The sequence below is a fragment of the Methylobacterium sp. EM32 genome (assembly GCF_040593685.1).
In the GTDB taxonomy this organism is placed as follows: Bacteria; Pseudomonadota; Alphaproteobacteria; order Rhizobiales; family Beijerinckiaceae; genus Methylobacterium.
Window position 1 is genome coordinate 35,381 of record NZ_JBEXZS010000116.1, and the last position, 21,200, is coordinate 56,580.

General features: G+C 71.5%; 18 protein-coding genes. 4 read left to right on the forward strand and 14 right to left on the reverse strand.

Going from position 1 to position 21,200, the window contains the following annotated elements; all coding sequences use genetic code 11:
* Positions 1-2 precede the first annotated feature (2 nt).
* The 10 genes from ABZT49_RS16480 to ABZT49_RS16525 all read right to left on the reverse strand — a co-directional run bounded on the left by ABZT49_RS16480 (position 3) and on the right by ABZT49_RS16525 (position 12,562).
* Positions 3-890 carry a siderophore ABC transporter substrate-binding protein gene (locus ABZT49_RS16480; RefSeq protein ID WP_355287216.1) on the reverse strand — a complete coding sequence of 296 codons (888 nt, stop codon included), beginning with the start codon at positions 888-890 and terminating at the stop codon, positions 3-5.
* Positions 891-1,178: 288 nt separating this feature from the next.
* Positions 1,179-1,691: a GNAT family N-acetyltransferase gene (locus ABZT49_RS16485; protein ID WP_355287171.1), complete on the reverse strand. Its 513-nt coding sequence runs from the start codon at positions 1,689-1,691 to the stop codon at positions 1,179-1,181.
* Positions 1,692-1,695: 4 nt separating this feature from the next.
* Positions 1,696-1,974: a DUF2218 domain-containing protein gene (locus ABZT49_RS16490; protein ID WP_355287173.1), complete on the reverse strand. Its 279-nt coding sequence runs from the start codon at positions 1,972-1,974 to the stop codon at positions 1,696-1,698.
* Positions 1,971-3,218 (reverse strand): DUF6005 family protein, encoded by a 1,248-nt coding sequence (locus ABZT49_RS16495; RefSeq protein ID WP_407943519.1) that lies wholly within the window; start codon positions 3,216-3,218, stop codon positions 1,971-1,973. Before ABZT49_RS16495 ends, ABZT49_RS16490 begins: the two co-directional genes overlap by 4 nt.
* 59 nt (positions 3,219-3,277) lie before the next feature.
* The gene (locus ABZT49_RS16500; RefSeq protein WP_355287175.1) at positions 3,278-4,543 is read right to left on the reverse strand and encodes an AMP-binding protein; all 1,266 of its coding nucleotides are present in this window, start codon (positions 4,541-4,543) and stop codon (positions 3,278-3,280) included.
* On the reverse strand, positions 4,540-6,228 hold the full coding sequence (locus ABZT49_RS16505; RefSeq protein ID WP_355287177.1) for an IucA/IucC family protein: 1,689 nt from the start codon (positions 6,226-6,228) through the stop codon (positions 4,540-4,542). Before ABZT49_RS16505 ends, ABZT49_RS16500 begins: the two co-directional genes overlap by 4 nt.
* A gap of 1 nt (position 6,229) precedes the next feature.
* Positions 6,230-8,017, reverse strand: a complete 1,788-nt coding sequence (locus tag ABZT49_RS16510) for an IucA/IucC family protein (RefSeq protein WP_355287179.1) — start codon at positions 8,015-8,017, stop codon at positions 6,230-6,232.
* Between the two features lie 343 nt (positions 8,018-8,360).
* A complete protein-coding gene (locus tag ABZT49_RS16515) occupies positions 8,361-10,835 on the reverse strand; it encodes a TonB-dependent receptor (protein ID WP_355287220.1) in 2,475 nt (824 codons plus the stop codon).
* Between the two features lie 164 nt (positions 10,836-10,999).
* Positions 11,000-11,953 (reverse strand): FecR family protein, encoded by a 954-nt coding sequence (locus ABZT49_RS16520; RefSeq protein WP_355287181.1) that lies wholly within the window; start codon positions 11,951-11,953, stop codon positions 11,000-11,002.
* 99 nt (positions 11,954-12,052) lie between these two features.
* Positions 12,053-12,562 (reverse strand): sigma-70 family RNA polymerase sigma factor, encoded by a 510-nt coding sequence (locus ABZT49_RS16525; protein WP_355287183.1) that lies wholly within the window; start codon positions 12,560-12,562, stop codon positions 12,053-12,055.
* A 313-nt stretch (positions 12,563-12,875) separates the two neighbouring features.
* On the opposite strand from ABZT49_RS16525, the gene ABZT49_RS16530 reads away from it, so the two are divergent.
* Positions 12,876-13,340, forward strand: coding sequence for a hypothetical protein (locus ABZT49_RS16530; protein ID WP_355287185.1), 465 nt, complete (start codon positions 12,876-12,878; stop codon positions 13,338-13,340).
* A gap of 228 nt (positions 13,341-13,568) precedes the next feature.
* Here ABZT49_RS16530 and ABZT49_RS16535 read toward each other — a convergent pair whose 3' ends face one another.
* Positions 13,569-14,663: an adenylate/guanylate cyclase domain-containing protein gene (locus ABZT49_RS16535; protein ID WP_355287186.1), complete on the reverse strand. Its 1,095-nt coding sequence runs from the start codon at positions 14,661-14,663 to the stop codon at positions 13,569-13,571.
* 159 nt (positions 14,664-14,822) lie between these two features.
* On the opposite strand from ABZT49_RS16535, the gene ABZT49_RS16540 reads away from it, so the two are divergent.
* A complete protein-coding gene (locus ABZT49_RS16540; protein ID WP_093570838.1) occupies positions 14,823-15,026 on the forward strand; it encodes a hypothetical protein in 204 nt (67 codons plus the stop codon).
* 79 nt (positions 15,027-15,105) lie between these two features.
* A complete protein-coding gene (locus ABZT49_RS16545; RefSeq protein ID WP_355287188.1) occupies positions 15,106-16,083 on the forward strand; it encodes a right-handed parallel beta-helix repeat-containing protein in 978 nt (325 codons plus the stop codon).
* Positions 16,084-16,086: 3 nt separating this feature from the next.
* Here the strand turns inward: ABZT49_RS16545 and ABZT49_RS16550 are convergent, their stop codons facing one another.
* Positions 16,087-16,581, reverse strand: coding sequence for a DUF3429 domain-containing protein (locus ABZT49_RS16550; RefSeq protein ID WP_355287190.1), 495 nt, complete (start codon positions 16,579-16,581; stop codon positions 16,087-16,089).
* Between the two features lie 250 nt (positions 16,582-16,831).
* On the opposite strand from ABZT49_RS16550, the gene ABZT49_RS16555 reads away from it, so the two are divergent.
* Positions 16,832-18,019: a serine hydrolase domain-containing protein gene (locus tag ABZT49_RS16555; protein ID WP_355287192.1), complete on the forward strand. Its 1,188-nt coding sequence runs from the start codon at positions 16,832-16,834 to the stop codon at positions 18,017-18,019.
* 21 nt (positions 18,020-18,040) lie between these two features.
* On the opposite strand, the gene ABZT49_RS16560 is transcribed toward ABZT49_RS16555, so the two are convergent.
* On the reverse strand, positions 18,041-19,297 hold the full coding sequence (locus ABZT49_RS16560) for a DUF2252 family protein (RefSeq protein WP_355287194.1): 1,257 nt from the start codon (positions 19,295-19,297) through the stop codon (positions 18,041-18,043).
* Positions 19,298-19,546: 249 nt separating this feature from the next.
* Positions 19,547-21,142 carry a fatty acyl-CoA synthetase gene (locus ABZT49_RS16565; RefSeq protein ID WP_355287196.1) on the reverse strand — a complete coding sequence of 532 codons (1,596 nt, stop codon included), beginning with the start codon at positions 21,140-21,142 and terminating at the stop codon, positions 19,547-19,549.
* Positions 21,143-21,200 lie beyond the last annotated feature (58 nt).

A 21,200-nucleotide genomic window follows, 5' to 3' on the forward strand; every position in this document is an offset into this window, starting at 1 on the left:
GCTCAGCGCCGGCCGTCGAGGGCGGCGGCGATCTGGTCGACCATGGTCTGGAGCGCCCGCAGGCCCCCGGCGGCGAGGTACCAGCTGCCGGCATCGACGGACACGACCTGCCCTTTGCGCCAGGCGCTCGTCTGCCGCACCAGTTCGTTGTCGAGGAGCTGGCGCGCCGGCTGGCCGCGCACCCCGATCGCCGCGTCCCGGTCGAGCACGAACAGCCAGTCCGGGTCCGTCCTGGCGATGAACTCGAACGCGATCGGCTGGCCGTGGATGCCGGCCCCGAGATCGGCCGCGGCCGGCCGGAAGCCGAAGGCGCCGTGGATCAGGCCGAAGCGCGAGCCCGGCCCGAAGGCGCTGAGCCGCCCGCCGGTCGAGAGAACGAACAAGGCCGTGCCGGCCTGCGGGGCCCTGGCGTGGATCGCCGCGATGCCGGCCTGGATCCGGCCGATCCGCGCCTCGGCCTCCGCCTCCTTGCCGAACAGGCGGGCGAGCGAGCGGATGTTGCGCAATTCGCTGCCGAGGGGATCGGCGGCGTCGCTCGAGAGATCGATGGTCGGCGCCATCTTCGCCAGCGCGTCGTAGCGCGGCCCCGAGCGGCCGCCGACGACGACCAGGTCGGGCTCGGCCGCGTTGATCGCCTCGTAGTCGGGCTCCCACAGCGTGCCCATCGGGCGGTAGCGCGGCTGGTTGTACTGCGCGAGGGAGGGCGGTTTCGCCCCGGCCGGGACGCCGAAGACCGGGATTCCGAGCGCGTCGAGGGTGTCGAGGGCGGCGAGGTCGAACACGACGATCTTTTTGGGCGTGGCCGGCAGGGTGGTCTGGCCGCGGGCGTGCTGCACCACGATCTCGGCGGCCGCGGGGGCGGCCAGCGGAGCTGCGAGGAGCAGGGACATGAAAAGGGCCGCGAGGTGGCGCCGGGTCGTCTTGAGCGACGGCAAGGTGGGTGTCCTCTCGAAGATTTGCTTTAGTTCTCTGCTGGATCTGCCTCCCACAAGGTCATTCCGGGGCCGCGCAGCGGAGCCCGGAATCCAGAACCGCAGGTGATGCAGAACGAGGCGGGACGCGTGCCGCCCTACTCTGAACAACCTGAGTGTCTGGATTCCGGGCTCCGCTGCGCGGCCCCGGAATGACTCGGTGGGTGTCAGGACCGTCGGAGTGATTGACCAACCGAGGTTCGCCTCTCACCGCACACCCCCCGGCCGCAGCCGCGCCATGCAGTGCACGTCCACGAACGCCCCGTTCCGAAAACTGGCGGCCCGGTGGGTGCCCTCGATCTCGAAGCCGAACCGCTCGTAGAGCGCGATCGCCCGGGAATTGTCGACGAAGACCGTCATCTCGATCCGGGTGACGTTGAGCCAGTTCTCGGCGGTGTCGATGATCGCGGCCAGCAGCCGCGAGCCGATGCCGCGCCCGGCATAATCCTCGTTCACGCCGAGCCAGAACTCCGCCGCGTGGGCGCGCCGGCCGTAGAACGGCCGCAGGGCCGCGGCGCCGACCGCGCGGCCGTCCGCCTCCGCCACCAGGTGCAGGTCCCGCGGCGAGCGCGGCGTCGCCCAGGCCTTGACCGCCTCGAGGGATTCGTAGGGCAGGGCCAGCGTGCCGGCGCGGAAGGCGGGCTGGTTGTACAGCGCGAAGAGGTCCGGCATGTCCGCCTCGCGCATCGCCCGCACGGTCACGTCCAGGGTCGCCGTCATGCCGTCACGCCCAGTCGATCCGCAGCGTCTCGCGGAAGGCGAAGCGCTCTAGGTGGCGCACGATCACCGCGTGGAAGTCGGGCAGCGTGGCCGGATCGGTCACCGAGAGGTCGATCGTCAGGGCCTCGGCATCGGCGGCGAGCCGGGCTTCGCCCAGCGGTAGGGCGATCCGAGCTTTATCGGTGTCGAACTCGGTCTCGAACCGGTGCGACCAGTGCTTGGCAAGCTGCTGCAGGTAGCGGCTCGCATGGGCGGTGCCGACGACGGCGCGGGACTGGATCATGGGAGGCATCCTTCATCGACGAGGCTGCGATGGTCGCAGAGGCGGGCCGTCCGCCAGGCCTGGTAGGCCTCGGACAGCCGGTGCTTGAGCGCGAACTCGGCCGCGTCGAGCGCGTCGAGGCGGGCCATCACCCCGGCGACCTGCGCCGGGTCGGCCGACCGGGCGAGCTTGAGCACGGCATAGTGCAGGGCGGTGAGGCCGTTCACCAGGGCCTCAATCTCGTCGCAGATCCGCTGGAACTCGGCGTCGGGCCAAGCGAGGGCGCGCCAGAAGAAGGCGAAGCCGTGCTCGTAGGCCCATTTGCGGATGGTGATGACCGGCAATTCGCGCAACGCCTCGCCGATGGCGGCGAGGGTGAGCCCGCCGCGCCCCTCGGCATGGGCCGCCACGATGGCCCGGACCGCGTCGATCAGCGGGTTGGCGTCGAGGACGAAGCAGGCCGCGAAGAAGGCGTCGAGATCGGCGTCCGACGGCGGGTGGGCGAGCGAGGGATCGAACCGGTAGCCGCCGGCGACGCTCGGCTGGCGGATTGCGTTCAGCATCCGGTCCCGCGCGATTCCGCCCTCCCAGCGGAAGTCGGGATCGCGCACCTGCCAGGTCTCGGGATCGTCGCCAAGGCTCACCAGCAGGTAATGCGGGAAGGGGTTCTGGTTGAACTTGTTCTCCCGCTCCGGCAGGTGGAACATGTCCAGCATCACCATCACGCATTCCTCCGGGCGCTGCCGCGCCAGCAGGTCGATGAGGGTCGCGACGTTCTCGTCCTTCGACCGCGACGGGTCGTACCAGGCGTGGAGCGGCACGCCGTAGAGCCGCTCGAACCAGTAGCGGAAGACCTCGTGGTCCTGGGCGTCCGAGTGGTAGGCGAGGCGGAACTCGTCGGTGATGGCGAAGTCGGCGTCCCAGATCAGGGCGTAGAACGGGCGGTGGTCGATCCCGCGCGCCTTCAGCCCGTCGCAGACGCAGCTGACGAAGCAGTGGATCTTCAGATCGTAGGCCAATTCCCCGTGGACGCCCTCGGAAGGCGCCGCCGCGACGGGGGCCTCCGCGGCGGGTTCCCGCACCAGCAGCCCGGCGAGGTCGGAAACCGTCGCGAGGTCGCTCCGCGCGATCGCCTCCTCGGGGATCGAGAGGCCGAGGCTCATCTCCAGCGAGAGCACGAGCTGCAGCACCTGGACCGAGTCGAGGTAGAGATCCTCGTTGAGCCGCGCCGCCGGTCCGAACAGGTCGAGATGCGGGTGGTGCATCTCGTCGCGCAAGACCGTGAAGATGGCCGCGACCGCGTCGTCGCGGGTCAGGGTGGCGATCACGACATCGCCTCCAGGGCGCCGCTGCGGTAGCGCTCGGCGGCTTCGCGGCGGGAGATCTTGCCGTTGGCCTGGCGCGGGATGGCGGCGACCTGCAAAGCCTCGACCGGGACCTGATGCCCGGCGAGGAAGCGGCGGCACCAATCCTGGAGCGCGCGTGGCGGCACCGGCGCCTCGGCGCTGAACAGGAGCGTCACCCGCTCGCCCGCGAAGGGATCGGCCCGGGCGAAGGCCACCACATCGGTGATGCCGGGCATCGCCATCACCACGTCCTCGACCTCGCCCGGATAGACGTTGAGGCCCGAGACGTTGATCGTATCGCTCCGGCGGGAGACGAAGATCAGCATGCCGTCGGGCATCCGGTAGCCGAGGTCGCCGGTGCGGATCGTCGCGCTCCCGCTCGCGACCACGATCTCCTCGGGCGTGCCGGCGCTCACGCCCGCCTGAACGCGGTGATGCGGCAGGGGATAGCCGATCGCGTCGGCCCGCCGCAGGTCGGGGTTCACCGCGATGCAGCCGGCCTCCGAGCAGCCGTATTGCTGAAAGAGGTGCTCCACCCGGGCCCGGATGGCGGCGAACCAGGGCGCGGGCAGCAGCGTGCCGGAGGTCATCGCCGCGTGGAGGCGCTCGCCCTCCGGCATCAGCCGGGCGAGCGTGTGTAGCATGGCGGGCGACGTGTAGAGAAGCGGCCGCTCGGTCTCGCGCAGGCGGCGCAGCAGGTACTTTGGGTTGCCGGTATCGAGCACCAGGGGCGCCCGGCCGCGGCGCAGGCCCACGAGAAGGCCGCAGATCAGCCCGTAGGAATGGGTGATCGGGCAGGCGATGACGGGCGTCATTCCCTCCGGCTCGGTGAAGGCCGCGACGTAGCTCTCGATCTCGCGCTCGACCGCGCTCCAGGGGCGGGCGATGCATTTCGGCTCGCCGGTCGTGCCGGAGCTCATCTGGAGCAGGTGGCCTTCGCCCGGCACCGGGGGCGGGGCGTCGTCGAGGCTCTCGCCGTCGAGGTCGTCGAGGAAGACCCGGTGGCAGCCGGCGCGGGCGGCGAGCCGCCGGGCGCCGTCATCCGGCAGGGCCGGATGGACCGGCAGCAGTGTCGCGCCGGTCCGGCGGGCGGCCAGGATGAAGGCGAGGCTCGAGGCGGTGTCGCGAAACCGCGCCGCGACCCGCTCGCCGCTGCCGGCCCGCAGGCGGGCGCGGGCGGTGACGTGCGCCAGCGTCGTCTCCATCTCGTCCGCCGCGAGGATGCGTCCGTCGATCTCGATCATGAGCCTGTCCGCAGGAGGGGGAGGGAGGAGGGAAACAGGGCGTTGGGCGCGAGGTGGCTGCCATGCGCCTCGCCCGAGCCGAGCTTGCGGGCGAGCAGAGCCTCCACCCGCAGGCGGGGCTCCATCACCTCCAGCCGGGCGAGCCGGTCCGTCAGCCCGTGCTCGGCGGCGTGGCGGCGCAGACGCCGGCCGAGCCCGTTCCAGAACCCGGCCTCGTCGAGCCCGTGCCGGCGGGCGAGGCAATGGGTAATTTCGCTCAAGTTGAAGACGAACAGGCTGTCGGTCACCAACTCGGCGAGGGTGGCGGCCGCCCGCATGGCGTGGAAGCGGTCGTCCGGCGGCCCGGCATGGGCCGGGTCGATGGCGCCGAGATCCGGCACCGGGGGCACGTCGCGGAGGAAGTCCGGCGCGTATTCGGCGCTCTCGTGGAAATCACGGCACATCACCCGCTCGGGCCAGCCGTCGCGGTGCACCAGGATCATGTTCTGGCCGTGCGCCTCGAGCGCCACGCCGTGCGCCACCAGGAGGTGCCAGACCGGCAGCACCGCCACCTCGACCAGCCGGTCGAGCCAGGGTGCGAGGCCGTAGCGATCGAGCCAGGGCGCCACGAAGCTGCGGCCGTCCGGCTCGGCAGCCGAGAGCGCGTTGAGCGGCACGGCGGCCTCACCGGGCGCCAGGACCGGGCTCTCGCGCCAGATCGCTGCGAGCCGGCCGTCCCGGTCGGCGATCAGGGCGGCGTATTCGCGCAGAATCGTCATCCCGGAGAGGTACGGGTCACCGGCGACGATCCGGGCGAGCCAGTCCGAGAGGGCCGGCGCGGTCAGGACGAAGGCGGGATCGAGGATCCGCAGGCTCGACGTGCTGACGACGCTCAGGGACAGTTTCACGCTCGGGGCGCGCGGGTCGTCGCAGGCGTGCAGCGTGCGCAGGGACTGGCTCGCCCGGTAGCGCGGCCCGGCCGATCCGAGCGCGACGACGGTGCCCTCCGCCAGCCGGGAGCGCCAGGGCTCCTCTCCGGCGAGGTGGCGCATCTGCCAGGGATGGACCGGGACGAGCGCGTGCGAGGCGGGGGAATGGCCGGCCGCGCGCAGGCGCTCCGCCAGCCCGTCCCAGTCCGGCCCGAGCGTGGCGCGCCAGAACGCGTCCTCGTCGCCCGGCAGGGAGGATTGCACCAAGCCCCGCGGCAGGGCGAGCCAGGCGAGGCGGAAGGCCTGCCCGGCCTCCGGCCCGTACGCGGCGTGGTCGTCGAGGCTGAAGCCGGTGCGGGCCTTGAAGCAGGGATGATAGGGGTGGCCTTCCCCCAGGGCGCTATCGAGCGCCGCGAAGGGCAGGCCGCGGCGCTCCCGCGCGGGCAGGGTCGCGGCGTTCCAGCGGCACAGCGCGACCGTCTGCCGGAGTTCCGCGAGCAGGCGCTCGCGGGGCTCCGGGGCGGCCGGCAGGGCCTCGATCAGGTCGGCGAGCCGGGCCGCCCGCCACCCGCCCTCGGCCGCGATCTCGACCGGGCCGGCGAGGCGGGGACGGCCGAAGGGCCCGAGAGTCCCGGGGGCACGGAAGCGCCGCCCGCCGAGGCGCCAGTGCAGCGAGCCATCGCCGGGCACGGCCTCCGCTGGGGTCTCGCTCAGGCCCTCGAACAGGATCGCCTCCGCGAGCTGCCGCAGCACGCGGTCGTCCGGTGATTCGAGCATGTCAGGACGCCAGGACACGGCCGGACGCGCCCTGCCGCGCCCGATGCCGGAGCGGGTTCGGCATGTCGATATAGGTACCGGCGCCGTCGGCCGAGGCCAGCTCGTCGCGGTCGGCGAGGCGTACGCGCAGGTTGGCCTTGGTGCAGAGGGTCGGCCCGTCGAGAACCGAGCGGGCGAAGGCCCGGCCCGGACCCGTCATGCGCCGGGCGATCGTCTCCAGCCGGCGGGCGAGGTCGTCGAGCAGCACCTCCTCCCGGACGATCCCGTCATGGCCCATCCGGGCCACCACGGAGAAGACCTGGTTCACCACGAGGTAGTAGGCGAGGCGCCGGCGGATCTCGCCGTCGTCGAAGAAGAGCGACGGGATGGTGCCGGTCTCAGGCACCAGGCGTGTGATCCGCGGGCGGGCGTCCTCCGACAGGTAGAAGCCCTGGTTGTCGCGGTAGAAGCCCCGGCGCGGCCAACCCGCGGCGACGTCGAGGAGCGCGTTCTGCTGGTGGGCCTCCAGCGCGATGCCGTGCCGGTCGTAGAGGGCGACGACCGGCTCCAGCATGCAGTCGAGGTAGAGGCTGAACCAGGTCCGGCCGGCATGAGAGAGATCGGCTTGAGCGAGGTCCGTGCCGCCGACCCGGCGCAGCAGGGTCGCGAGCCGCGAGGGACGGCCCGGCACCGGCTCGGCGGTCAGCGCCGCGACGGTCGCGACGCCGCTTTCCGCCCCGTCCCGGAACGGGTTTTCGCGATACACCATCTCGAAGCCGCTCTCGGGATGGCCGGGCAGGTCCAGCGTCATCCAGGCCGGGTCGGCGATGATCCGGAACGCGGGATGCTCGGCACATCCGCTCCGCGCCAGCAGCCGCGCCACCGCGACCCCGGCCTCCAACTCGGCCTTCCGGTTCACCCGCAGCGAGTTGGTGAGGGTGACGGGCAGCGAGAACTTCGCCATCCAGGCGCTGTCCGGCGCGTAGACCGTGCGCAGCGACGAGGTCGCGGTGAAACGCGGGCCGAAGGCGCCGAGCGGCCGCAAGTGGCCCGCCTCCACCAGCGCGGCGACGGCCGGCGTCAGCAGCAGCGCCTCGGCCTGGAGCGGGTGCATCGGCAGGGCGATCTCGCCGGGCCGCAGGGGCAGGTGCCCGGCATCCGCCCCGAGGAGGTCGCGGGCGATCTCCGGGGCGGAGCGGCCCACCGCCGAATCGTGGCGCACCCGGGCGGCATCGGCGGCGAAGACCGCGAGGCGGAACGTCCCGCCCTCCTCGGGCGCGTAGGCGCGGGCCTGCCAGGGGGTGAGGCCCTGGCGGCTCTTCGGCGTCGGGTGCAGCCAGTGGCCGAAGACGAGCGCGCGCTCGGCCGCAATGAAATCCTCGGCCTCGTCAGGAGCTCGGGCGGCCAGGTCGAGCTGGCGGGCGGTCTCACGGTAGCTGTCGAGCACCCGCCCCAGCAGTTCCAGTTCGCGCGCGCGGGCCTTGGTGCCGCCGGCCTCGTCGCAGCGCGCATAGGCCTCGCCGAGCAGATCCTGCAGCGCCCGCATCGGCGCGACCGGGCGCCAGCGCGGCTCGTGCAGGTGGCGGGTCCAGAGCCGGCCGAAGCCCAGCGCGCCGCAGAGCGAGGGCGCGACGATCTCGGCCCGGATTGCGACGCGCTGGTCGCGCAGCTGCCACTCGACGCACGAGGCGGGCGGCCCGTCGGGCAGCGCGTGGCGCACCGGGATGCCGGGATCGATCTCGCGCAGGTAGCCGTTGGCGAAGCTGCGGAACGCCGCCGCCTCGGCGACGGCTTCAGACGGTTGCGGCATGTCGACCAAGCCTCGCTCCGGCCTCCGGTTGGGGGAATTTCTGTCTGCGCAGGGGCGGCCGACGCTCAGCGCCCGGCGGAGCCGGGTCGCCCACTCGGATGCACGGGATCGCGTCGAGCTCGCTTCGTGACGTGGTCTATCGCTCGCACGACAGGCGCGAGTCAAGAAAATATGCCGATATTGCGTGCATAGACGTACAGATTTGAACTATTTTGAAAACAAAAAACTCGAAAAATCGAGCGCTCATTCAGGATGTCGTGGATCGAATGCTCAGCGGAGTGCGGGCATCATCGCGCGGAAGGGGAGAGGACCGGTTCCGGGCCGCTCCCCCCTGCTACCTCACTCAGAAATCCACCGTCGCCGAGACGATGACCGTGCGCGGCGCACCCACCGCCAGGAAGCCGCGGGCGGCCGAGGCCCAGTAGGAATTGTCGAACACGTTCTCGACGATGGCCCGCACCGTGACGGGCTTCCCGGAGGCGCCCTCGAAGGTGTAGCGCAGGCCGGCATCGAAGCGCGTCCAGTCGGGCACCCGCTGCGTGTTGGCCTGGTTGTAGAACTGGCCGCTGGTGTAGATGGCCCGCCCGGTCAGCGTCAGGCCGGGGGCGAGCCACGGCGGCAGGTCGACCTCGCCGTAGAGGTTGAACGCCACGTCCGGCACGCCGGGGGCGACGTTGCCGTTGAACTGGCGGTTCGCGATGTTGACGAGCCGCCCGTCGAGGAAGGTGACGCCGCCCAGCAGCCGCACCCCCGGGAGCGGCTCGCCGAACACCGAGAGTTCGGCGCCGCGGTTGCGCTGCAGGCCGCTGACCGAGAAGCGTCGCGTGGCAGGGTCGGTGAAGGCGTTCGGCTGCTCGATCTCGAACAGCGACGCCGTGACCGCGAAGGTGCCGAAATCGTACTTGGCGCCGATCTCCTGCTGCCGGCTGACCGCGGGCGGGAAGACCTCGTTGGCGTTGATCGCCGCGACCGGTGCGGTCGCCGTGGGCTCCAGCGCCTCGATGTAGTTGCCGTAGAACGACAGGTTGTCGGTCGGGCGGAACACCGCCGCGATGGCCGGGCTGAACCGGCCGCGCTGGTAGTTCGAGGTCTGGTTGCCCAGGCTCGGGCCGAGGGTGATGTTGTAGCTCTGCTGGTCGATCTCCTGGAACCGGCCGCCCAAGGTCAGGAGGAAGCGGTCCTCGCCGAGCGACAGGGTGTCGGCGATGCCGACGCTGCGGGCGCTCAACTCCGTGAACAGCGGCCGGTTGTCGGAGCGCGGCAGCAGCCGGGTGTTCACCGAGCCGCGCGCCAGGTGGATCGGATCGTAGATATTGGTCTGGAAGGGGGCCGGCAGGGCCGGCTGGACGAAGCCGCCGCGGTAGTTCCGGTTGTTCGCCTCGACCGCCGAGACGGTGAGGTAGTGGCCGAGCATGCCGGTCTGGAACTTCGTGCGCAGGCCGACCTCGCCGGTGAGCCCCTGGATCTCCTGCGGCTGGATCGAGAGGGTGTTGGTCGCCTGGCCGGTCAGGCTCGTCACCTGGTAGAACGAGGTGAGGAAGTCCTCGTTGTAGCGGCTCACGCCGCCGGCCGCGTAGATCGTCGTGTCGGGCAGGATGTCGTACTCGACCCGGCCCGCCGCCATGTTCTGGCGGGTGTCGATGTATTCGAGCGAGCTCGACGTGTTGAGGCGGTTGTTCGGCGCCCGCGGGATCGGGATGTTCGGCGAGACCGAGTTGAAGAGCGAGGTCGGCGCCGTGATGTTCTGGCTGTTATGGACGAGGTCGAGCGAGGCGCGCAGGCGCTCGCCGCGGTAATCGAGGCCCAGCGTCGCAACGCCGACCTCGATGGCGTTCTTGTCGAGCGGCGTGCTGCCGTTGCGGTAGGAGAGGTTGGTGCGCACGCCCCACTCCTTCGACGGGCCGAAGCGGCGGCCGAGATCGGCGTGGGTCCAGACCTGCGAATCGCTGAGGTAGGTCGTGGTGAGGCGGGTCAGCGGCTCGTCATAGGCCCGCTTGGGGATGAGGTTGATCGTGCCGCCGACGCGGCCGGTGCCGCCATTGAGGAAGGCGGACGGACCTTTCAGGATCTCGACCCGCTCCACGCCCTCCGTGAACACCCGCCGCGGATTGGCGAGGTAGAACAGGCCGTCGAAGCCTACGTCGAGGTTCACGACCGAGAAGCCGCGGATGAAGAACGAGTCGCGCTCGCTGAAGGGCGGCGCGTCGTTGCGCACCGAGGAATCGTTCAGAACCACGTCGGCGAGCGAGCGCGACTGCTGGTCCTGGATCAGCTTCTCGGTGTAGCCGGTGACGTTGAACGGCGTGGTCAGGACCGAGCGGTTGCCGAGAAGGCCGAGCCGGGCGCCGGTGGCGACCTGGCCGCCGGCGAAGGGCGGCGGGGGCTGCCCCACCGTCCCGGTCGGCGGCGGCAGGCCCCGCCCCCCGTCGCCCGCAGCCGCGGACCCGCCCGCCGGGCGGCCCTCGACGACGATCTCGTCGAGGCGCACCGTCTCCTCGGGCTTGCCCCCGAGCTGGGCGTAGCGCGGATTGACCAGGGTGAGGGTGGACGGGCTCACCCGTCGGTAGCTCAGGCCCGTTCCGTCGAGGAGCCGGCCCAGCGCCTCGAGGGGCTGGAAACTGCCCTCGAGACCGGTCGTCGTCAGGGCCTGGGTCAGGTCGGTCCCGTAGACGAGCTTGACCTTGGCCTGCTCGGTGAAGCGGACGAGGGCCGGTTCGAGCGGCCCGTTCGGGATCGACAGGGCGACGGCGTCGTCGGCCCGAGCCGCCGCCGATGCCAGCACCAGCACCGACGTGCCGGCGAGCGCCATCCCGGCCAGCCGTCCGCATTGAACCCTACGCTTGCGCGCCACCATGTCCGACCACCCCGTCCGTCTGCGCGAAGGGGGGCGGCGTGTTCGCGCGCTCTCGTCCCTTCATGGGCTTGAGATCAACGAGGCGGCGATCTCCTGACGTCGGACCGTGCATTTTCTCGAAAAAATTTTCAGATGGGTGAGCCGACCAGGACGAGGAGCGGGGTGAGCCGGGTCACGCGCAGGGACAGGCCAGCAGCGAGGGCGTCGAGGGCGTCGTCGGTGTCGCGCAGGTCGAAGGCGCCGGTGACCCGCTGCTCGCCGGCCTTCGCGTCGAGCAGGACGATGCGCCCGCGGCGATAGCGCCCGAGCTCGGCCAGCACGTCGGACAGGCGTTCGCCGGAGACGGTCAGGCGTCCGTCGCGCCACGCCATCGCGCGGGCGACGTCCGCCTTTGCCACGTCCGCTTCGCCGCCGCCGCCCGCCGGGCCCTCGCGAAACGCCTCGCCGGCCGACACGGCGACGTGGCGGCCTGCCACCGCGACATCGACCCGGCCCTCGGCGACGCCGACCGATGGCGCTGCGCCGTCGGCGCGGACGTAGAACACCGTGCCGACCGCCCGGACGCTGACCCCGCCGCCCTCGACGACGAAGGGCCGGGCGGGATCGCGGGCGACGTCGAACACCGCCTCGCCGCGCAGGAGCGACACCCGGCGCTCGATGCCGGGGAAATGCAAGGCGAGGGCGGTGCCGGTATTGAGGTCGACGCGGCTGCCGTCGGGCAGGCTCGCGTGGGCGATGTCGCCGATTCCGCTCCACAGGTCGGAGCGCAGCCAGTCGGCGAGCCCGGCCTGATAGGCCAGGGCCGCCCCGAAAACGAGGATTGCGGCGAGGCAGGCCGGCCCTTTCTGGCTCCGGCGGGCGGGGGACCGGTCCGGCAGGTGGCCGAGCTGGCGCCACAACGCGTCCATCTCGGCATAGGCCGCCGCGTGGACGGGATCGGCCGCGAGCCAGGCATCGAACGCGGCGCGGTCCGCTTCGGTCGCATCGGAGGAGGCGAGGCGCACGACCCAGCCGGCCGCCGCCTCGTCGATTGGATCCTCTTCGTCCGGAAGATGCGCACCGGTCCCGTCGTCGATGGCCAAGGCCGGCTCCCTCAACGGCGCTCCCAGGCCCGGACGATCCGGGCATCTGAAGCTCCACCCCCTTATGATCGACGGGGCGCCGGAATCCTGACGTGTTCTTTAGAAAAGATCGCCGCAGCGGCGGCGGCAATGCAGGAGCGCCTTGATCAGGTGCTTCTCGACCATGTTCCGGCTGACGCCGAGCCGCGCCGCCACCTCGCCGTTCGGCAGCCCCTCGATGCGCGCGAGGAGGAACGCCTCCCGGCAGCGCGGTGGCAATTCGTCGATGGCGGCGGCGAGCCGCCGAAGATCCTGGCGGGCCATCGCCTGCTGCTCCGGGAGGGCGTGGGCGTCGGCGAGGCCGGTCCAGTCCTCCTCGCTGACCGGCTGGAAGATCCGGCCCTCCAGCCGCTGCCGGTTGCGCATACGGCGCGCCACGTTGCTGGCGATCTGGAACAGGAAGGCGGAGGGCTGCTCGATGTTGGTCCGGGTGAGCGCCGCGAGCATCAGGAGATAGGTCTCCTGATGGGCATCGGCCGCGTCGGCCGGGTTGCCGAGCCGACGCGTCAGGAATCGCCGCAGCCTCGCACCGTCGCCCCGATGCAGCGCATCGATCGTGACCGCCTGCATGCCCCAACTCCGAACTTATCTAAACTGGACCTTGATCAATCAATCATCTCGAATACGATCGCACAAGTGCTTGTCGTAGCGTGAGGTCTTCATCGTATTACGTCTAGTTCTAAACTGCGTGGAGTGCCTCGGTGCAAGCCGTTGTGTTTCTGCCGGAAATGTTTGGCAACGAAGCCTGCCGTGCCGAGCGGCTGGACGGATGCGGGGGCGGGAAATCGCTCGCTCTGGTGCAGAAATGACACGATCGGCCGTGACGGGAACACGCCACGCCGCCGGCGCCTTGTCCCTCGCGGTCCGCGAAGGGAGACGGCACATGCGGGATCACGGCCCCTCGTTCGGCATCGGGTTCGTCGCGGGCCTGCGCAGCATGACGGCTTGCGCCGCGCTAACGGTCGCTTCCACCGGCGGACGGGTCCGGGGCACCGTCATCCCGTCCGGGCCCGCCGCCCGGAACCTCGCCATCGCGGCGGCGCTGGCCGAGATCGCCGGCGACAAGATGCCGTTCGCACCCGACCGGCGGATCCCGCCCTCCTTCGCGCTGCGGCTCGTCATCGGGGCCGTCGGTGGCTGGGCCCTGGCCGGGCGGCGCGCGGCGCCGGAGGCCGGTGCGCTGGCGGGCCTCGCCGGCGCGGCGGCCGGCACGCTCCTCGGTCGCGCCGCGCGCGGGCCGGATTCCCGTCACGCGGCCGGTCGCGCCTACGGTTTCGCCGAGGATGCGGTGGCCGTCGCGCTCGCGGCGGTGGTGGTGGCGTCGGCCGAGCGAAGGGAGGGTGTTTGAGAGCGAGTCCGATCGGCCTCTACGAACTTCTCACCCTTCGCGTCATTCCGGGGCCGCGTAGCGGAGCCCGGAATCCAGAGCCGCGGATGGTTCAGGATAAAGTAGGACGCTATCCGCCTCGTTCTGAAAGAACCGAGGTTCTGGATTCCGGGCTCCGCTGCGCGGCCCCGGAATGACGCGGAGGATCAAAGGGACGTTGGAGCACGTACCGACGGAACGCCAGCTTCCTTATCGCGCCGCCGCCCCGGCGCGCCCGGCCTCCCGCACCGTCGCGATCCGCAGCGGCTCCTTGCGGCCGCGCACCGGGCGCAGGCCGAGATCCGCCGCCCGGAGATCGGCGGGCAGGCCCCCTAAGCGATCGAGGAGGTCGCCCGAGACGATGACCGGGACGTCGAGCTCCTTGGCGAGCCCCTCAAGCCGGCTCGTCGTGTTCAGCGCGTCGCCGAAATAGGCGATCTTGCGCCGCTCCAGGCCGATCTCCGCGGTCACCACCGGGCCGCAATGCAGAGCGGCGCGGAAGGTCGGCACCGCACCGAACCGCGCGACCCAGCTCTCCCTGTCGGCCTCGACCGTGCGGACGAAATCGAAAACGCAGCGCAGGCAGGCCGCGTCCCGCATGCCCCCGTCCATCGACCAGCTCACCAGGGCCATGTCGCCGACGTAATCGTCGATCGAGCCGCGGGCGCGGTGCACCGGCAGGGCCAGAGCCGCGAAGATCGCCCCGAGCCAGCTCTGGGCCGCGAGGTCGCCGTGCTCCTCGGCGAAGCGCGTCGAGCCGGCGACGTCGAGGAACAGGAAGATGCGCTCCTCGGTGATCGGGCGGTGGTAGCGGCCGACGAGCAGGCTCGCGAAGACGCGCGGCCCCATCAGGTCGCGGACGCGGAACACGAAGGTGGCGAGCGCCGAGATCCCGAGCGCGTAGGCGAAGCCCGTCTCCGACATCATCATCGCGCTGCGGGCATCGGCCATGACGCCGAAGCCGCGGTGGAGGACCGTGCCGGCGACGGCGTTGCCGAGGACGATCATCGCGACATAGGTCGCCAGCGTCGCGACGGCGAAGACCGGGGTCGCGGCCCGGCGCGTCAGCGCGCGCCAGCGCCGGAGCATCAGGCCGCGCTCGTAGAGCATCAGCGGCGCGCCGATGAAGACGCCCCGGACCACGGCCACGAAGGGCTCGACGCCGAAGACCAGGCCGTAGAGCAGGCCGGCCAGCGCCCCGATAGCCGGCGCCACGAACCAGAAGCGGGCCCGGAAGGGAAGCGTGGCCCCGCCCTGGCTCAGGGGGCGGGCCGGCGCCTCGGCGGGCGCAACGGGTGACGACATCGGGGCTCCTCGCTCGCGCCTCGCGGGCCAGAAATAGCAGGTCTCGCGCGCCGCCTCCCCTTCGCATCACGGGGCGGGGATCACATCGCCGTGCCCCCTTTGCGTGCACCTGCATGGGGCGGGGTGGAAAAACGGACCCCCAGCGTCTATATGGGGCTCATGGCAGACAGCACTTCCACTCCCTACACCATCGAAATCTCCCCCATCACGAAGCCCGCCGGGCAGTTCCAGTGGGCCATCCGCCGGAACGGCAAGCTGGTCGAGCGCTCCGACCGTCCGCATCCGACGGAGGCCAAGGCCGAGGCCAGCGCGCTCGCCGCGGTGGAGCGCAGCATGCACTCCGCGGGCAGCGGACGCTGGTAAGCGCCGCCTCACGTCTCATCGTGACGTCGAAAACGGGCGAGGCCGCACGGGCCTCGCCCGTTTTCGCGTGAGCAATCCAATGCCGTTCGCCCCGCCGCCGTCCGATCCGCCGGCCCTGGTGCGCCCCGCCGCAACAATTCCCTGCGAGGCGGCCACCCGCGCGCGCCTGCTGGCACCGCCAATGCCCGGGGACGACGAGGTCCGGCTCACCTGCTCGCTGCGCCTCGCGCCGGGCGACCGGGTGCTCAAGCGCATCGTGATCGAGGGCGCGGCGGCATCCAACCTCACGCTCGACTGCGCCGGCGCCAGCCTCGGCCGCCCGGGCGAGGAGGCTCATCTCGGCGCCTACACGATCGCGATCCGCTCCGGGCCGCCCTCCCGCCCGGGCGAGGGCTGGGACCGCCCGTCCGGCATCCGCATCCGCGACTGCACGATCTTCGGCCATGTCCGGATCTGGGGCATGGCGGAGAACGGGCAGGGCCCGCTCCTGCGCGAATCCTCGCACAGCCCCGGCCACACCGCGCGCGCGCAGGCCGCTGCGCCCACCGACGTGACGATCACCGGCACGACCATCGTCGGCGCCGGGCCGATCCCGCTCTATCTCGGCCCGGGCACCACCCGGGTGACTTTGCGCGATTCGCGGCTCGCCGGCCGGTCCGTCTCGACGGCGCTCTACCTCGACGCCGAGAGCGCCGAGAACCGCATCGAGGACACTCTCATCGAGACCGAGACGGCGCGCGAACTCGTCGCCGTCGACGGCTCGGCGAAGAACCGCATCACCGGCAACCGATTCACTCTGCACGGCCAGGGCGGCGTGCGTCTCTACCGCAATTGCGGCGAGGGCGGCACGGTGCGCCACCAGCCCCCCTCCGACAACGTGATCACCGGCAACACCTTCGTGACCCGCGGCTTCTTCCAGGCCGCGCCGATCGTGGTGAATTCCCGCAACGGCTGGCGCTTCACCTGCGGCGAGGATGCCGGCTACCCGTTCGGCAGCAGCCTCGACAATGCCGATAACGGCACCGGCAATATCGTTTCGCCCAACGCGGTCGAGTAGGGCTCACGCGCGCGCGACAAGGACCAGGATCGCCGCGAGGCTCGCGATCGCGAGCGGCATCTGGACCGGGCGCAGCCGCGCGAAGAACAGCGGCGCCTCGCCGCGCCGGGCGGCGATCGGATCGAGCAAAGCGACCGCGCCGTAGCCGGCGATCAGCAGCCCGGCGGCGACCCCGGTGCGGCTGAGCGCCACCGCCAGGAGGGCGCCGACGCCGAGGACGAACAGCGCCAGCATCGTGGCGATCTGCATCACCGTCGCCCCGCCCTCGGTGCGGAAGCTGACCCCGCGCCGGACCCCGGAGAAGAACAGCAGGATCGCGCAGGCCCAGAGCAGCGTCAGCGTGACGGCCGCCTCGCCCGGCTCGCCCCCGAGCATCCAGGATGCGGCCGCGCCGACCACGAGGGGCAGCATCGGTCCGAAGGCGAGGGCCACGCTGAGCCACGGCACCGCTCGGGGCTCGTGGATGGTGAGGGTCCGGCCGGTCGCGTCGTCCTGCATGGTGTTCCCATCTCCCGCTGACGAGTCATGCCTAGCGGCGTAACGCGTCCGTCGCGACAGCATGGGATCACGCTCGTCGCCGCCGCCCGACCGTCTGGTCCATTGGTTGCAGCCGCTCTATGCTGCCCGCAAAAATCGGGAGGAACAGATGGGTCGGACCGCGAAACGCGCTCTGTCTTGGCCGCTGGCGGCCGTGCTTCTGGCAAATGTTTGCTCGGCGAGCGTCGCGCACGCCGCGGATGGGCCGCCGGTGCAGGAGGGTTTCTCGACCGAGCGCCTGGCGCGCATCGCGCCGGCGATGACCCGGGAGATCGAGAAGGGCACGGTCCCCGGCGCGGTGACGCTGATCGCCCGCAACGGCCGGATCGTCCATTTCGAGGCGCATGGCTTCCTCGATTCCGCGAAGACGAAGCCGATGACCCGCGACGCGGTGTTTCGCGGCTTCTCGATGACGAAGCCGTTCACGGCGGTCGCGGCGATCGCGCTGATCGAGCAGGGCCGGCTCGGGTTGCGCGATCCGCTGTCGCAATACTTCCCCGAATTCAAGGACATGAAGGTCTACGCGGAAGTGCGCGACGAGCGCGGGCGCACGAGCCGCGTCGCGGTGCCGGCCAAGCGCCCGATCCTGGTCTGGGACCTGTTCCGCCACACCGCGGGCTTCACCTATGGCGGCTCGGCGCCCTTCCCGGAGATGAAGGAGGCCTACGAGAAGGCCGACGTCGAGAGCCTGAACGGCGACCTTTCGAACGAGGAGTTCGTCAAGCGGCTCGCGGCGATTCCGCTCGCCTACGAGCCGGGCACGCGCTGGGAATACTCGGTCGCCACCGACGTCCTCGGCCTCGTGGTCGAGAAGGTGTCGGGCCAGCGCCTCGACCGGTTCCTCGACGAGACCCTGTTCAATCCCCTGCGGATGACGCAGACGAGCTTCCAGCTCCGGCCGGACCAGGCGGCCCGCTTCGCCGACGCCTACGATGCCGATCCGCTCAAGGCCGACCTGTGGAAGCTCGCCCGCAGCGAGCAGGATCCGGGCAAGCGCTACCTCCATGGCGGGGCCGGCGCGGTCATCACGGCCGAGGATTACTTCCGCTTCGCCCAGATGGTGGCGAATGGCGGCGAGCTCGACGGGGCGCGCATCCTGTCGCGCGAGTCGGTCGAGTTCATGCTGTCGAACCACCTCCAGGGGCTCGAGGGCGCGCCGACCCCGACCACCGGCCCGGGCTACGGCTTCGGCCTCGGCTGGGGCGTGCGCCTCGACGAGGGCGGGGCCTGGATCCCCGGCTCGAAGGGCGACGCGATGTGGGCGGGGGCCGGCGGCACCAGCTTCACGGTCGACCGCAAGGAGGGGATCGTCGGCGTCTTCCTCGCGGCCGGCCCGAGCACGCGCCAGCACACCCGCTTCCTGTTCAAGAACCTCCTCTACGGGGCGCTGGTGCAGTAGCGCCCCGAATCAGACGGGGAGTCAGGCGGCGCGGCGGCCGGCATAGAGGCGGCAATGCTGCAGGTAGCCGACCTCGTGCCGCCCGGCGAGCTCGACGACGCTCGACCACAGCCAGGACGGGGCCTCGCCGTCGCAGCCGCGGGTGACCTCCGCCCGCCACGCCGCGCAGGTGTCGTCGTCCATCTGCCGGCCATGGGCCCGGCCGACCACGGTGGCGAGGTAGTGGGCGGCCCGCACCGCCTCCTCGCGGCTGAACTGGTCGACGTCGAGCTTCAGGTCCTGGGGTGCGAGCTCGCGCATCACCACGGGCTTGCCGAGGAGATGCACCGGCAGCATCCGTTCGCCGAGATTCGGCGCCAGCGCCCGCGCCCCGGCGACGACCCGCTCGGCGGCGTCGTCCGGCATCCGGGCGCCGGGCGCCGGGGGGGCCGCCGGCGCGACCGCCTCCTTCAGGTCGACCAGGGCCAGCCGGTCCTTGCGGCGCCCCCCATCCTTGTCATGTCCCTGGTCAGGCTCCTCGATCCGCACCAGGGCGGCGTAGCGCAGGAAGCCGAGCGAGCTGCAGCCCTTCATCCAATAGGCGGCGTCGATGAGGCGGAGATCCGCCGCCGCATCGCGCCCGTTGAGGGCGAGCACGAGGCGGCGCACGGCCTCCTCGCCGAACACCTCCTGCAGGGCGTCGCGCTCAGCGGCGTCGAGGGCCCAGAACTTGCGCCCGAGGGGGATCCGCGGCTCGACGTCCTTCAGCCGCTCGCGGGCGAGCTGCTTCCAGTGCCGGCCGAGCGCCCGGCGGCGCACCGTGCGCACCACCTCCGGCTCGGGCGGGGCCTCGCCGGCGCCGGGCTCGCCAAGCTCCCCTCCGCCAAATTCCCCTCCGCCGAGGCCCTGCGCATAGCCGTGGATCATCTCCTCCAGCATCCGGGCCGTGACCACCCCGGGCAGGTCCGACCCGCGCGCCGCGCTCGCCAGCGACAGGCCGAGGCGGACGAGGTCGTGGGTCGGGTTGCCGATCACCGTCTGGTCGAGGTCGCGGATCTGGATCGCGACCCGTCCCGCGGCATCGGCGAGCGGCCCGAGATTGCCGAGATGGCAATCGCCGCAGATCCAGATTGCGGGCCCCTCCGGCAGGGTGCCGCGGGGCAGGCCGTCCAGCCACTCGTAGAACTTGAGGGTGTTGCCGCGCACGTAGGCGTGCGCCGACCGCGCCATCTTCAGGGTGCGCTGACGTTCCAGCACCGCCGCGCGGTCCTGCGGGCCGAAGCTCCGGATCTCGGACATTCCATCACCTGCGTGAGCACGGCCGACACGCTACCTTGGCCGCCCCGGTCAACGCACGAGAACAGGTGAGCAACGCGCGTCGTTTCGTCCCTGCTGTGGATGAAGGTGGGAGGCTCGGACGTGGCAGGGGGAGTGCGACCGTTCGGTCGTCCCGCGCCCCAGAGCCGATCCCACGCAAGCAGGCGAATAGCCGGCGAAGTCTCCGACGGCGCACGTGGCCGCCCCCGGAGATCTTGCCGGAGGACGCGCTCACACGCCTCGTCCGTCCTCCCCCGGCCAGTCCAAAGCCGCGTATTGCGTCCGCAGCTCGCGCTTGAGCAGCTTGCCGGCGGTGTTGCGGGGCAGGTCCTCTTGGAACAGGATGCGCTTGGGCACCTTGTACGGCGCGAGCCCGGTGCGGCAATGGGCGATCAGCTCCTCGGCCCCGGCACTCGCGCCCGGACGCAGCACCACGACCGCCGTCACGGCCTCGATCCATTTCGGGTGAGGCAGGGCGATCACCGCCACCTCCGAGACGCTCGCGTGGGTGAACAGGACCTCCTCGACCTCGCGGCTCGCCACGATGGTGCCGCCGGTCTTGATCACGTCCTTCACCCGGTCGACCACCGTGATGTAGCCCGCCTCGTCCATGATCCCGACATCGCCCGAGTGGAACCAGCCGCCGCGAAACGCCTCCCGGGTTTCCTCCGGCTTGTCCCAGTAGCCGGCCATCAGCTGCGGCGAGCGGTGGACGATCTCGCCGCGCTCGCCGGGGGCGACGTCGCGCATCGCGTCGTCGACGATCCGGGTCTCGACGTTGAAGACCGGGCGGCCGCAGGAGGCCGGGCGGGCATCGTGCTCCTCGGGGCGCAGCACGGTGGCGAGCGGCGCGATCTCGCTCTGGCCGTAGCAATTGTAGGGCTTCGCGCCGGGCAGGCGGGCGCGAAGCTCCTCGAGCACCGGCACCGGCATGATCGAGGCGCCGTAATAGACGTGGCGCAAGGATGTCAGGTCCCGCCGCGCGAAGTCGGGCGAGCGCAGCAGGCTGATCCACACGGTCGGGGGCGCGAAGAACGAGGTGAGGCGGTGCTCCTCGATCAGGCGCAGGCAGGTCTCGGGCGCCGGGGCCTCGATCAGCACCGTCTCGGCCCCGGCGAGGAGCTGGGGCATGGTGAAGGCGTGCATCTGTGCGGTGTGGTAGAGCGGCAGGGCGGCGAGCGCCCGGTCGCCGGGACCGAAATCGAGGGCGGTGACGCAGCTCAGATACTCGGCGATGAGGCCGCGGCTCGTCATCATCGCGCCCTTCGGCGCCGCGGTGGTGCCCGAGGTGTAGAGGAGCTGCACCACGTCATCGTCGGCGACCGGCACGTCGACGGGCTCGACCTCACCCTCGCCCTGCGCGAGCCGCAGCACGTCGAGGCCGGTGCCGCCGAACAGGGTGCCGAACCAGGGCCCCGTCCCCTCGTCCAGCGCCTCCCGGGCGTTGCCCGCGAGCGCCGGATCGACGATCAGCGCGCGGGCGCCCGACTGCTCGACGATGTAGCGCAGCTCGCGCCCGGTCAGGGCGTAGTTGACCGGCACGTGGATGAGGCTGGCCCGGGCGCAGGCGAGCCACAGGATCAGGTAGGCGTCCGAGTTGCGCCCGAGCGCGCCGAGCCGGTCGCCGCGGGTCAGGCCCGCCTCCAGCAGGCCCCGGGCGACCCGGTCGGCGGCGCGGTCGAGGGCGTCGAAGCTCCAAAGCCGCTCGCCGAAGGTCAGTGCAGTGCGGCCGCGGTAGCGCCGGGCCGTGCGGCGGAGCGCATCGGAGATCGTGTCGCGCCGGGCGCGCGCAGCCTCGGGTCCGGCGAAGGTGCCGTCATGATCCATGGTCGTCTCTCCCTCGTGTCTTCGTTGTTGTCCCCCTTTGTCTCAGGGCGGCGGGGAC